The organism is Methyloversatilis sp. MC4-4 (genome assembly GCF_049843555.1).
GTDB classification, from domain to species: domain Bacteria; phylum Pseudomonadota; class Gammaproteobacteria; order Burkholderiales; family Rhodocyclaceae; genus Methyloversatilis; species Methyloversatilis discipulorum_B.
Genome location: NZ_JBBHZK010000005.1, coordinates 197,535 through 209,662, shown reverse-complemented (window position 1 = coordinate 209,662; position 12,128 = coordinate 197,535). Strand labels below are relative to the sequence as shown.

Here is a 12,128-nt window from a genome sequence, read left to right as displayed (position 1 = left end):
GCTAGCGCTCCGTGCGCTCGATCACCAGCGCGAGCAGCGCGATCAGCGCGCCCCACACCAGGAACAGCGCGGTCGGGAACAAGGGCAGACCGAACAGCAGCGCGTGCCGGTCCCACAGTGCCAGCAGCGGGAAGTTGAACAGCAGCAGGGCCGCGGCGAACAGCCCGATCAGCCGCTGCGAGCGGATCGGCGTGTTCATCGCCGTGCGGCTCAGGCGGCCTTCTTGGTCGCGTTCATATGGGCGTGCCGGCCCAGCGCGAAACTGGTGAAGAACTTGCACCAGATCGTCGTGCCGGCGATGGCGCTCCACTGTTCATAACTCAGCGTGCCGGTGACAACGCCGCCGATGACGAACAGGATGACGATGCCGCCGATGCCGTTGATCGTCAGCTCATACGGCGCCCAGCGGGCTGCGTCGGGCGGCGGTTCGCCGCGCTTGAGCGCGACCTCTGAAAAATCCCGCTTGACCAGGATGCGCCAGCAGCGGCGCAGCCAGAAGAAAGCGATCGGGAACAGCGCGAGAAAAAGTATCCACGTCATTGCGACGCCGATGTCGAACACCATGCTGTGTCTCCTCCCCCGCCTCTGCCGCGCGCAACGGCACGACGGGTGTATCAGTGAAAAGGCCCCGCCAGAACGGCTGGCAGGGCCTCTCATTAAACCACCGGCGCGGCAGGGCCGCGACGGTGTCCTGCTCGGCTTCGGCCGGAACTCAGTGAGCGCCGTCCACCAGCTTCGAACCGCGCGGGATGCGCACGGATTCGACCATGTGCTGGATGTGCTCCGGCGGCTCCTTGGTCACCTTGTCGACCAGGAAGGCGACGATGAAGTTCACCAGCGCACCGATGGCACCGAAGGCTTCCGGCGTGATGCCGAAGAAGGAGTTCGCGCCACCGATCATGTCGACGAAGTCCGTGCCCTTGATGAAGAAGATGCCCTTGTGCGCGAACACGTAGAACAGCGTGACAGCAAGACCTGCCAGCATGCCGGCGATGGCGCCTTCCTTGTTCATCTTCTTCGAGAAGATGCCCATCATGATGGCCGGGAACAGCGACGACGCCGCGATACCGAAGGCCAGCGCCACGGTACCTGCCGCGAAGCCCGGCGGATTCAGGCCAAGATAGCCCGAAATCACGATGGCCACCGCCATGGCGATCTTGCCCGCCAGCAGCTCGCCCTTCTCGCTGATGTTCGGGTTGAACACGCCCTTGACCAGGTCATGCGACACGGCGGACGAGATCGCCATCAGCAGACCGGCAGCGGTCGACAGTGCGGCAGCCAGACCACCGGCAGCCACCAGCGCGATCACCCAGTTCGGCAGCAGCGCGATTTCCGGGTTGGCCAGCACGATGATGTCGGCGTTCACCGTCAGCTCGTTGCCCTTCCAGCCCGCGGCTTCGGCCTTGGCCTTCGCTTCGTCGCTCTTGGTCTTGTCGTCGTAGTACTGGATGCGGCCGTCGCCGTTCTTGTCTTCCCACTTCAGAAGACCGGTCTTTTCCCAGCGCTTCATCCAGTCCGGACGGTCTTCGTTCTTGATGCTGGACTCGACGGCGTACAGGTCGCCGTTGGTCTTCACCGCGGTGTTGACCGTGCCGTGCAGGTTCATCTTGGCCATCGCGGCCACGGCCGGAGCGGTCGTGTAGAGGATGGCGATGAACACCAGCGCCCAGCCAGCCGACGAGCGTGCGTCCTTGACCGTCGGAACGGTGAAGAAGCGCATGATCACGTGCGGCAGACCGGCGGTACCGATCATCAGCGACAGCGTGTAGACGAACATGTTGAGCGTCGAGCCCGCCGTGGTCGTCGTGTACTTGCCGAAGCCCAGCTCGGTCACCACCTGGTCGAGCTTGGCCAGCAGCGACACGTCGGTGCCGCTCAGCGTGCTGCCCAGACCCAGTTGCGGGAGCGGGTTGCCGGTGAACTGCAGCGAAATGAAGATGGCCGGGATGGTGTAGGCCAGGATGAGCACGATGTACTGCGCCACCTGGGTGTAGGTGATGCCCTTCATGCCGCCGAACACCGCGTACAGGAACACGATGGCCTGGCCAACGTAGATGCCGGTGTCGCTGGACACGTTCAGGAAGCGCGAGAACGCCACACCGACGCCGGTCATCTGACCGATGATGTAGGTGGTCGACGCGGTCAGCAGGCAGATCACCGCCACGGTCGAGGCCGACTTCGAGTAGAAGCGGTCGCCGATGAACTGCGGCACGGTGAATTTGCCGAACTTGCGCAGGTACGGCGCCAGCAGCATGGCCAGCAGCACGTATCCGCCGGTCCAGCCCATCAGGAAGAGGCCGCCGCCGTAACCCATGTTGGAAATCAGGCCGGCCATCGAGATGAAGGATGCAGCCGACATCCAGTCGGCGGCGGTTGCCATGCCGTTGGTGATCGGATGCACGCTGCCGCCGGCGGCATAGAACTCGCTGGTCGAACCGGCACGCGCCCAGATGGCGATGCCGATGTAGAGCGCGAAGCTCAGACCGACAACGATGTAGATGGTTGTTTGAAGGTCCATGTGATCAATCCTCGTGAACGTCGAACTGGCGGTCGATGTCACCCATCTTTTTCGCGTAGTAGAAGATCAGCGCGATGAAGATGTAGATCGAACCCTGTTGGGCAAACCAGAAGCCGAGCGGATAGCCGCCGAGCTTGATGCCGTTGAGCGCATCGGCAAACAGGATGCCTGCGCCGAACGAGACTGCGAACCAGATGATCAGGATCCTGGTCAGCAGTCCCAGCGTGGCTTTCCAGTAGCCTTGGCTGTTACTGTCCATGGGTACTCCTCCTCCTGTGTTTATGAACAACCCGGTTTATCCAGCCTGCCGGGGGGTACCCGACAGCCCCGCACCCGGGCGCCTTGAGTGCAGCGTGGCGGATGCTAGGGAGCGAACCTTACGGCAAGCTTATAAACGCACCGCCCGCAGTCGCTTATTTTTTGTGCACCGCAACCTGCGAGCCGCGTCGGCGCTGGGTTCCGCGCCACCCCTCGAATACGCCCCGGAATACGCACGTCATCAAGGCAGCTCTCTGCCCTTCAGGCAGGCCGCCGTTGTCGATGCGACGACGCGACGGCGACCGTGCGGCAGCAAAGAGGTCCGGCGTGCCGACGGAAGGACCGCGCGCGCACTTGTCCGAAGTCATGTGCAGTGCAACAGGAACTCCGTAAGATTCGACGCGTAGTGTTTACCCGTCCATCCGAACCGATTCCGGCAACGTCATGACCGCTTACACCCCTCCGCTGTCCGGCAAGAAAGGCCTCGTCGTCGGTCTTGCCAACGATCGCAGCATCGCCTGGGGCTGCGCGCAGACCGCTCGCGCCCAGGGCGCCGATCTGGTGCTGTCCTGCCTCAACGACAAGGCGGCGCGCTACGTTGCGCCGCTGGCCGATCAACTCGCCTCGCCGCTGTTCACCTGCGACGTGGAGAAGGACGGCGACCTGGAGGCACTGGTCGCCGCCGCGGTCGCCCATCTGGGCCGGCTCGATTTCGTCATCCACTCGATCGCCTGGGCGCCGCTGGAAGACCTGCACGGCCGCGTGATCGACAGCTCGAGCGCCGGCTTCGCCCGGGCGATGGACATTTCCTGCCACAGCTTCGCCGCACTGGCTCGTCTGTGTGCACCGCACATGGGCGCCGGCGGCAGCCTGGTCACGATGTCCTATCTCGGCGCCGACGAGGCGGTGCCGAACTACGGCCTGATGGGGCCGGTGAAGGCCGCGCTGGAATCGATGGTGCGCTACATCGCGATGGAACTCGGCCCGGCCGGCATCCGCGTACATGCGGTGTCACCCGGCCCCATCCTGACGCGCGCCGCCTCGGGTATCGCCGACTTCGACGAACTGATGGACAGCGCCATCCGCAAGTCGCCGCTGGGCCGTCTGGTCACACTGGACGAGATCGCCGGACTGACCACCTTCCTGTGCTCGGATGCCGCCTCCGGCATGACCGGGCAGACCCTCTACGTCGACGCCGGCTATCACGCCGTCGACTGAACAGCCTTCCGACAGGGCCCGCGCATGGACACCGCACAGCACGACACGACGACTCCCGAGTGGATCGAGAACATCACCTACGACGAACTGACGATAGGCCAGAGCGCCCGCCTGCTGCGCACGCTGTCGCTGGCCGACATCCAGGCCTTCGCCGCGGTGTCGGGCGACACCAATCCGGCCCACATGAATCCGGAATACGCGGAGGAAACGCTGTTCCACGGCGTGATCGCACACGGCATGTGGGGCGGCGCACTGATATCGGCGCTGCTGGGCACGCAGTTCCCGGGGCCGGGCACCATCTACCTCGAACAGGAGCTGCATTTCACCAAGCCGGTGCGCATCGGCGACACGCTGGCGGTGACCGCCACCGTGATCGGCAAGGACGACGCGAAGAAGCGGGTCGAACTGGACTGCCAGGTGGTGAACCAGAAGGGCGACCGTGTGCTGCACGGCACCGCGCGCGTGCTGGCGCCGACGCGGAAGGTGCGGCTGGAGCACGTGCGCGCACCGCAGATCCGGCTGTTCGATCCGGAAGCGCGCTTCCGCGAACTGCTGGCGCTGGGCGACGGCATTCCGCCAGTGCGCTGCGGCGTGGTGCACCCGTGTGACGTCGAATCGCTGAGCGGCGCGATGGACTCCGCCCGCCACGGCCTGATCATTCCGGTGCTGATCGGGCCGGAAGCGCGCATCCGCCACCTCGCCGCCGAAGCGGGCATCGACCTCGATGCCGCCGAAATCGTCGGCGTACCGCACAGCCACGCGGCCGCCGACAAGGCCGCCGACATGGCAGCCGCCGGCGAGGTCGACATCCTGATGAAGGGCAGCCTGCACACCGACGAAATGATCCACGCCGTGCTGTCCCGCCCGGCGCTGCGCACCGGTCGTCGCATGTCGCACGTGTTCCGCTTCGACGTGCCGCTGTACAGCAAGCCGCTGCTGATCACCGACGCCGCGCTGAACATCCGGCCGTCGCTGATCGAGAAGGTGGACATCGTGCAGAACGCGATCGACTTCGCGCGCATCCTCGGCGTGAAGCTGCCCAAGGTCGCCGTACTGTCGGCGGTCGAAACGGTCAATCCGAACATCCCGTCGACGCTGGATGCCGCCGCGCTGTGCAAGATGGCTGACCGCGGTCAGATCACCGGCGGTCTGCTCGACGGTCCGCTGGCTTTCGACAACGCCATCTCCGCACGCGCGGCACAGGTGAAGCACATCCAGTCGCCGGTCGCCGGCGACGCCGACATCCTCGCGGTGCCGGATCTGGAAAGCGGCAACATGCTTGCCAAGCAGCTGGAATACCTGGGCGGCGCCAGCGGCTCCGGCATCGTGCTCGGCGCCCGTGTGCCGATCGCGCTGACCAGCCGCGCCGACGGACCGATGACCCGCGTCGCCTCGGCGCTGCTGGCACTACTGGCCGCCCACAACGCACGCCGCGACCACCCGCGCGAAGCGTGGTCTCAGCACTGAGCCGGACCCACACCGATGGCCATCCTGTCCGTCAACGCCGGCTCGTCCACGCTGAAGTTCTCCATTCACCCGCTGCGCGACGGCGAGGTGCAGGCCAGTCTGCTGACCGGCAGCATCCAGGGTCTGGAGCCCGGCGGCACGCCGGACATGGGCTGGACACTGAACGGTCGCCGCGGCCAGCGTTCGCTTGAAGCCAGTGCCGCGCCCTTCGCCGCCGCGCTGGCGGGGCTGCGCGAACTGCTGGACAGCGAAACCGGCATCCCGGCCATCGACGCGGTGTCGCATCGCGTCGTCCATGGCGGCCGCGACTTCCGCGACAGCGTCATCGTCACCGACGACATCCTCGCGCGCCTGAGCCGGCTCGATTCACTGGCGCCGCTGCACCAGCCGCACAACGTCGCGGGCATCCGCGCCTTCCGCGAAGCCTTCCCGACGCTGCCGCAGATCGCCTGCTTCGACACCGCCTTCCACGCCGACCTGCCGGAGGTCGCGAGCCGCTTCGCGCTGCCGCGCGCGATGCACGACGATGGCGTGCGCCGCTACGGCTTTCACGGCCTGTCCTACCAGTACATCATGGGCACGCTGCAGCGGCACTCGCCGCGCGCGAGCGGCCGCGTACTGATGGCCCACCTCGGCAACGGCGCCAGCCTGTGCGCCGCCGTCGACGGCCGCAGCCAGGCCACCACCATGGGCTTCTCCGCGCTGGACGGCCTGATGATGGGCACACGCAGCGGCACGCTCGACGCCGGCGTACTGCTCTATCTGATGGAACAGGGCTGGGACCACGACCGGCTGCAGTCACTGCTGTACCGGCAGAGCGGCCTGCTCGGCGTGTCCGGCATCTCGGCCGACATGCGCCGGCTGCGCGCCGACGCCGGCGCCGCGGCGCGCGAGGCGGTCGAGCTGTTCACCTACCGCGTCGTGCGGGAGGCCGGCGCGATGGCCGCCTGCATCGGTGGCCTCGACCTGATCGCCTTCAGCGGCGGCATCGGCGAACACGACGCGACCCTGCGGGCCGACGTGTGCGCCGCGCTCGCGTGGATGGGCGTGCGCGTGGACGGTGCACGCAACGCCGCGGCCACCGGCGACGCGGTACAGCGCATCGACAGCGACGACAGCGGCATCGAAGTGTGGGTCGTGCCGACCGACGAAGGCCGCGTCGCCGCACAGGCGGCCGCCGCGCTGATCGCGGCACGCTGACTCAAGAGAACGCTGGGCCGCTCCCGAGTTTTCTTGCCCCCCTCGGGGGGCCTGACGCGAAGCGGCAGGTCTGGGGGCGCTCAGCTGCGCTGGCGGAAGGTGACGTAGTAGACGCCGGCCACCAGGATGCTGCCGCCGACGATATTGCCCAGCGTGGCGGCCAGCAGGTTGGACAGCATGCCGGCCAGGGTCAGGCCCGACAGGTCGACGCCCGCCGGCACGACGCCACCGGCGTGCAGCAGCATGCCCATCGGAATGAAATACATATTGGCGATGCAGTGCTCGAAACCGGCGGCGACGAAGGCCGACACCGGAAAGATGATGGCCAGCACCTTGTCGGTCACGCTGCGCCCTGCCGTGGCCAGCCACACGGCGAGGCAGACCAGCGCATTGCACAGGACGCCCTTCATGAACACGGTGATGAAGGAACTGGCGGTCTTGCCGGCCGCCACCTTCACATAGGCTTCGGCCACCGCGCCGCCATTCATGTCGGTATGGTGCGACAACATCACCAGCGCCACCATGCCCAGCGCGCCAACCGCGTTCGTGACATAGACGATGGCCCAGTTGCGCGCCAGCAGGCTGAACGGAATGCGCCCCTCGGCCCAGGCCATGACCAGGAAGTTGTTGCCGGTGAACAGTTCGGCACCGGCCACTGCCACCAGGATCAGCCCGAGCGAGAAAGCCAGCCCGCCGAGCACCCGGGTCAGTGCGAAGCCGAGCGAAGCGTCGCTGGCGACCAGCGTGAAATAGAGCGCGCCGAAGCTGATGAAGGCGCCGGCCAGGATGCCCAGCATGGCCATCGTGCGCAGCGGCAGATTGGCCTTGACGACGCCGATGTTCTCGACCTTTTCCGCGATCTCCTTCGGCGAGTACAGGTCGATACCCAGATTGCTGGTCATGCGGATGCTCCTCTCTGTTGTTCTCTGTGCGTTCTGACCCGTCTCAGGCGGGCAGCCGACAGTGTAGGATGTGGTCCTTGCTGCCGGTAGAGCCGGCAGTCGCGGACAGCCCGTCTGTACCGCGAGCGGAACACCCTCCAGCCGAATCAGCCTGACGCACAGTGCGCGCGAACAACCTTCCGCGCCTGCGCCCCGCCGGACCACCCGTCACGGCCAAGCGTCGCCGGGGAATCGCAGTACCGCGTGCGCACGCACCGGGATTCCTCGTCAGCCCAAGAACCTGACGGAGACAACCGAATGAAGAGCCGCCTCACCCTCACGCTCGACGACGCGAAGCAGATCGCTGCCGCCGCCGAGGCCGAAGCACTGAAACGCAACTGGCCGGTCACCATTGCCATCGTCGACGACGGCGGCAACCTGATGTGGCTGCAGCGCCTCGACGGCGCGCCGCCGATGAGCACCCAGATCGCCCCCGAGAAGGCCCGCACCTGCGCGCTGGCGCGCAAGCCGAGCAAGGCAATCGAGGACGTCGTGAACAGCGGCCGTCTGGCCGCGCTGCGCATGCCGGTACTGCCGCTGGAAGGCGGCGAAATGATCATCGTCGATGGGGAATGCGTCGGCGGCGTCGGCGTATCCGGCGTCAAGTCGAGCGAGGACGCCATCGTCGCCCGCGCCGGCATCGCCGCCATCGGCGCCAGCTGGGAAATTCCGCTCTGAACGCCGCGCGCTGACCGGCTGGCCTCGCGGCCGGGGGTCAGCGCCCGAGCAGGCCCTTCAGCTTGTCGCCGACCTGCTGCTCGACCTTCTCCTTCGCCTTCTCCTGCAGCTTCTGCGTCTGTTCCTCGACCTTGGCGCGCGCGGCGTCCTTGACCAGGTCGCCGAACTCGATCCGGTAGTCCAGGCTGGCGAACGGCCCGTACAGGCGCACCGGCACGGTGACGCCTCTGAGGTCGGCCGCCGCCTTGCCGTCCTGACCCTTGCTGGTCGCCGCAAGCGTCACCTTTGCAAGGTAGTCGAGACTGGATCCGGGCAGGTCGATGGTGCCGGCACCGGCCAGTCGCAGGAAGGGCGAACTGGCCGCCAGATCGTCGTTGCGCGCGATGCCGTCCTTGATGCGGAAGCTGGCGCTCATTTCCGAGAAATCGGTCTTTTCAGTCGCGTTCGCCTTCTGCGCCGCCGCTGCGCCACCGCCCAGCGCTGCCTTCGCCTCGCGCAGGCTTTTCGCCAGATTGATGCCACGGATCGCGCCGTCGCGCAGCTTCAGCGAGGCGCTGCCGTCAAGCGCCTTCTTCAGCGCGCCGACCGTGCCGCCGGCCGTCACCAGGTCGAGCGACACGTTGCCGCGGCCTTCCAGCAGGTCCTTGTCCGCCGCGTCCTTGAGCAGCGGATGGATGTCGATGTCGGCCAGGGTCTGCTTCAGCGCAATGCGATTGCCTTCCGCGTTCAGGCTCAGCGCGCCGCTGGCGGTGCCGCGGTAGAGCGCCGCCGACAGCGGTGCGACATCGACCTTGCCATTGGCGGCCTTCACGGTCAGCCGCACATTCGTCATCCGCACGCCGGACACCTGCAGTTCGCCCACCTTGACGCTGCCGCTGGCGTTGAGGCCGCGCAGCGCCGACAGGTCGACCGGCGTGTCGTCGGCATTGCCGGTCGACTTGGCGTCCGCCTTCGCCGGCGGCAGGTAGCGGTCGACGTCGAGGCGGTCGATGTCGACATCGAAATTCAGCACCAGCGGATCGAACCGGGTGGCACCGAGCTTCAGCTTGATCTGGCTGTCGTCGAGCCGGGTGTCGAGGTCGAGCGCCGCGGTCTGCTTGCCGACGTCGGCCTGCAGCGCGCCCTTGACCGGCAGCTTCACCGTCTTCATCGGCAGTGCCGGGTGAGCGACATCGACGGTGCCGTCCAGCGAAGGCAGATCGATGGACGGGCCATCGATGCGCACGTTCAGCGGCGTCTGCAGCGCGGCCTTGACCGTGGCGTCGTTCATCCGCGCATCGACGTTCAGCACCAGACCGCTGGCCCTGACCTCCTGCGCGCTGCCCTCCAGCCCCTTGAACTGCAGCGCCAGATCCGCGGAGCGCGCCTTCGATTCGAGCCGCGCGCTGAAGCTGACGTCGCCGCCGCGCAGCGCGCCGTCAGCCAGCTGCACCGCCGGTGCCGACAGCTTGGCGCTCAGCGCCTCGCCATCGCGGGTCGCCACGGCGTCGAGCTGCAGCTTCTGCAGTTCCAGCTGGCCTTCGCCCACCAGCGCGATGCGGGACGCACCCAGCGTCGCCTTCAGCGCCTGCAGATCGAGCGCCTCGCCATCGACCCTCATGCTCAGATCGTCGAGCGCGTAACGCTGCGCCGGCAGATCGTAGTCGTAGGTAGCGGCCAGCACGATGCGGCTGTCGATGACCGGCTGCGTGGATTTGAGGTGCGCCGCCAGGTCGAGCTTGCCGCGCGCGGCATTGGCCAGCTTGCCGAGCGACAGTTCGATCTCTTCCAGCTGGTGCGCAGCGCCCGAGGTCTCGTCGCGGAAGGCCAGTGCCGAACGCGACAGCTTCAGTCCGGCGACGTCGAACCTGACCGGCGAACTGTCATCGCTGTCGTCGGACAGCAGGTCGCTGAAATTGAAGCTGCCGTCCTTGTGCCGCGTGATCTGGATGTAGGCGCCTTCGATGCGAATCTCGTCCACCACCAGTGCGCCCGACAGCAGCGGCATCACTGCGACCGACACGCGTGCGGCATCGACCTGTGCGAAACGTTCGGCACTGCTTTGTTCGGACAGCGTGGTGCGACCCAGACGGAGACCGAGATTGGGGTAGAAGGACAGATCGACATCGCCTTCGATGTCGAGCGTGCGCTGCTTCTGCTCCTGCACGACGCGCTTCAGTTCGTCCTTGAGCTTCGCCGCATCGAAGGTGATGGCGACGTAGAGCACGACGGCGGCCAGCAGCGCTGCAATACCGCCCAGCGCGAATGCTGCGTATTTCAGTACTTTCATGCCTTCTCCATGCGAAACAGGCGGACCGGTGTCGTCGACCTCCGGTCACGCCGCGGCGCCTGCCGCCGGGCGGGCACACGCAAGGACATGGCAGGCGAATCAGGTAGCGACGAACCGCGGCACGCGATGGCGACCGGTCAGGATGACAGCGCCCGACCAGACACTCGATGAGCACGATGGTCCGCGAGCGTAACAGAGAAGCCCACGCACCGGCCGGACGCAGCGCACACAGTCGCCTGTGCTATCTTCGCGCTCGCTGCAGACTCAGACATCCCCACCGAAAGAGGAGAACCGCATGAGCTTCATGTCCGAATTCAAAGCCTTCGCCATGAAGGGCAATGTGGTCGACCTGGCGGTCGGCGTCATCATCGGCGCAGCCTTCGGCAAAATCGTCGACTCCGTCGTCGGCGACCTGATCATGCCCATCGTCGGTGCGCTGTTCGGCGGCCTCGATTTCAGTCAGTTCTTCATCGTGCTGAAGGACATCCCGCCGGGCGTGCCGGAAACGCTGGCCGACCTGAAGAAGGCCGGCGTGCCGGTGTTCGCGTGGGGCAGCTTCCTCACCGTCGCGCTGAACTTCGTCATCCTCGCCTTCATCATCTTCATCATGGTGAAACAGATCAACCGGCTGAAGCGCGAAGAGCCTGCTGCACCGGAGGCACCGGCCGAGCCGCCGGAAGAAGTCGTGCTGCTGCGCCAGATCCGCGATTCACTGCAGAAGTAATCGGCGGTCTTGGAAATGAAAAAGGAGCCGCGAGGCTCCTTTTTCATTGGTGGACCGACATCTCAGGCAGCCGGCTGTTCTTCCGCCCGCTTGCCGTCGTCGGCCACGCGTTCCAGTCGATAACCGTAGTTGTAGGTCGAGGCGAGGCGGTAGCCGTTCTCCGGCCGCAGCGCGAGCTTCGAGCGCACGCGCGACATGTGGGTGTCTACGGTGCGCGTCGGCACGTCGCCCTTGCGGCCCCACAGCGATTCGAGCAGGTGGCCGCGCGACACCAGGCGGCCGACGTTGCGGAACAGGAAGACGGCCAGTTCGAACTCGCGCTCGGTCAGGTCTATCACCTCGCCGTTGAGGCGGGCGGTGTGCGAATTCATGTCGAACTGGTAGGGCGCGGCATCGATCACCGGCTGGTCGGCCGGCGGGCGGCTGCGCCGCAGCACGGCTTCGATGCGGGTGAGCAGTTCCATGCGTCGCGCCGGCTTGACGATGTAGTCGTCGGCGCCCGCGGCCAGCGCGGTCACGATGTCGTTCTCGTCCTGCCGGGCGGTGACGAAGATGACCGGGATCGTCAGCCCGCGCTCGTTGCGCAGCCAGCGCAGCACGTCGGCGCCTGGCAGATCGGGCAGCTCCCAGTCGATCAGCAGCAGGTCATAACTTTCCCGCACGGCTTCTCGCATCAGGTCGCGAGAGCGCATGAAGGTGTGGATGTCATGGCCGGCGGCACGCAGCCAACTGCCAAGGATTTCGACCTGTACCGGGTCGTCTTCGAGCAATGCTATTCGGGCGGTCTGCACGGCGATTCTGTATCCGTAGGAAATAACCGGTTCAGAAAGCGTTCACGGCACGCGCAACGCGGAC

General features: G+C 66.4%; 12 protein-coding genes. 5 read left to right on the top strand and 7 right to left on the bottom strand.

The features are described 5' to 3' along the window. Position 1: 1 nt before the first annotated feature. From WDZ97_RS18995 to WDZ97_RS18980, 4 genes are all read right to left on the bottom strand, one after another. Positions 2 to 199, bottom strand: a complete 198-nt coding sequence (locus tag WDZ97_RS18995) for a hypothetical protein (protein ID WP_019916326.1) — start codon at positions 197 to 199, stop codon at positions 2 to 4. Between the two features lie 11 nt (positions 200 to 210). Continuing rightward, entirely contained in the window at positions 211 to 564 is a 354-nt protein-coding gene (locus WDZ97_RS18990) for a hypothetical protein (protein ID WP_304000745.1), read from the bottom strand. 148 nt (positions 565 to 712) lie between these two features. Continuing rightward, positions 713 to 2,518, bottom strand: coding sequence for a sodium:solute symporter family protein (locus WDZ97_RS18985; RefSeq protein ID WP_425763787.1), 1,806 nt, complete (start codon positions 2,516 to 2,518; stop codon positions 713 to 715). A 4-nt stretch (positions 2,519 to 2,522) separates the two neighbouring features. Then, complete coding sequence (locus tag WDZ97_RS18980; protein WP_296813644.1) at positions 2,523 to 2,777, bottom strand: DUF4212 domain-containing protein; 255 nt, start codon at positions 2,775 to 2,777, stop codon at positions 2,523 to 2,525. Positions 2,778 to 3,220: 443 nt separating this feature from the next. Between WDZ97_RS18980 and fabI the strand changes: the two genes are divergently transcribed. The 3 genes from fabI to WDZ97_RS18965 are packed head-to-tail and all read left to right on the top strand — an operon-like array spanning position 3,221 to position 6,661. Beyond that, entirely contained in the window at positions 3,221 to 3,994 is a 774-nt protein-coding gene (gene fabI, locus WDZ97_RS18975; protein WP_425763786.1) for an enoyl-ACP reductase FabI, read from the top strand. A gap of 24 nt (positions 3,995 to 4,018) precedes the next feature. Continuing rightward, positions 4,019 to 5,461 (top strand): bifunctional enoyl-CoA hydratase/phosphate acetyltransferase, encoded by a 1,443-nt coding sequence (locus WDZ97_RS18970; protein ID WP_425763785.1) that lies wholly within the window; start codon positions 4,019 to 4,021, stop codon positions 5,459 to 5,461. A gap of 15 nt (positions 5,462 to 5,476) precedes the next feature. Further along, positions 5,477 to 6,661 (top strand): acetate/propionate family kinase, encoded by a 1,185-nt coding sequence (locus WDZ97_RS18965; RefSeq protein WP_425763784.1) that lies wholly within the window; start codon positions 5,477 to 5,479, stop codon positions 6,659 to 6,661. Between the two features lie 80 nt (positions 6,662 to 6,741). On the opposite strand, the gene WDZ97_RS18960 is transcribed toward WDZ97_RS18965, so the two are convergent. Then, on the bottom strand, positions 6,742 to 7,563 hold the full coding sequence (locus WDZ97_RS18960) for a formate/nitrite transporter family protein (protein WP_425763783.1): 822 nt from the start codon (positions 7,561 to 7,563) through the stop codon (positions 6,742 to 6,744). 297 nt (positions 7,564 to 7,860) lie between these two features. Between WDZ97_RS18960 and WDZ97_RS18955 the strand changes: the two genes are divergently transcribed. Further along, the gene (locus tag WDZ97_RS18955; RefSeq protein ID WP_019916318.1) at positions 7,861 to 8,280 is read left to right on the top strand and encodes a GlcG/HbpS family heme-binding protein; all 420 of its coding nucleotides are present in this window, start codon (positions 7,861 to 7,863) and stop codon (positions 8,278 to 8,280) included. Between the two features lie 37 nt (positions 8,281 to 8,317). Here WDZ97_RS18955 and WDZ97_RS18950 read toward each other — a convergent pair whose 3' ends face one another. Continuing rightward, the gene (locus WDZ97_RS18950; protein WP_425763782.1) at positions 8,318 to 10,549 is read right to left on the bottom strand and encodes an AsmA family protein; all 2,232 of its coding nucleotides are present in this window, start codon (positions 10,547 to 10,549) and stop codon (positions 8,318 to 8,320) included. Positions 10,550 to 10,844: 295 nt separating this feature from the next. On the opposite strand from WDZ97_RS18950, the gene mscL reads away from it, so the two are divergent. Then, entirely contained in the window at positions 10,845 to 11,273 is a 429-nt protein-coding gene (gene mscL, locus WDZ97_RS18945; protein WP_425763781.1) for a large conductance mechanosensitive channel protein MscL, read from the top strand. A 62-nt stretch (positions 11,274 to 11,335) separates the two neighbouring features. On the opposite strand, the gene WDZ97_RS18940 is transcribed toward mscL, so the two are convergent. After that, positions 11,336 to 12,064 (bottom strand): response regulator transcription factor, encoded by a 729-nt coding sequence (locus WDZ97_RS18940; protein ID WP_425763780.1) that lies wholly within the window; start codon positions 12,062 to 12,064, stop codon positions 11,336 to 11,338. Positions 12,065 to 12,128: the final 64 nt, after the last annotated feature.

Excerpts from the sequence above, each read along its gene's own strand:
- WDZ97_RS18995 (WP_019916326.1), bottom strand. The coding sequence starts at position 199 with ATGAACACGCCGATCCGCTCGCAGCGGCTGATCGGGCTGTTCGCCGCG.
- WDZ97_RS18990 (WP_304000745.1), bottom strand. The coding sequence starts at position 564 with ATGGTGTTCGACATCGGCGTCGCAATGACGTGGATACTTTTTCTCGCG.
- WDZ97_RS18985 (WP_425763787.1), bottom strand. The coding sequence starts at position 2,518 with ATGGACCTTCAAACAACCATCTACATCGTTGTCGGTCTGAGCTTCGCG.
- WDZ97_RS18980 (WP_296813644.1), bottom strand. The coding sequence starts at position 2,777 with ATGGACAGTAACAGCCAAGGCTACTGGAAAGCCACGCTGGGACTGCTG.
- fabI (WP_425763786.1), top strand. The coding sequence starts at position 3,221 with ATGACCGCTTACACCCCTCCGCTGTCCGGCAAGAAAGGCCTCGTCGTC.
- WDZ97_RS18970 (WP_425763785.1), top strand. The coding sequence starts at position 4,019 with ATGGACACCGCACAGCACGACACGACGACTCCCGAGTGGATCGAGAAC.
- WDZ97_RS18965 (WP_425763784.1), top strand. The coding sequence starts at position 5,477 with ATGGCCATCCTGTCCGTCAACGCCGGCTCGTCCACGCTGAAGTTCTCC.
- WDZ97_RS18960 (WP_425763783.1), bottom strand. The coding sequence starts at position 7,563 with ATGACCAGCAATCTGGGTATCGACCTGTACTCGCCGAAGGAGATCGCG.
- WDZ97_RS18955 (WP_019916318.1), top strand. The coding sequence starts at position 7,861 with ATGAAGAGCCGCCTCACCCTCACGCTCGACGACGCGAAGCAGATCGCT.
- WDZ97_RS18950 (WP_425763782.1), bottom strand. The coding sequence starts at position 10,549 with ATGAAAGTACTGAAATACGCAGCATTCGCGCTGGGCGGTATTGCAGCG.
- mscL (WP_425763781.1), top strand. The coding sequence starts at position 10,845 with ATGAGCTTCATGTCCGAATTCAAAGCCTTCGCCATGAAGGGCAATGTG.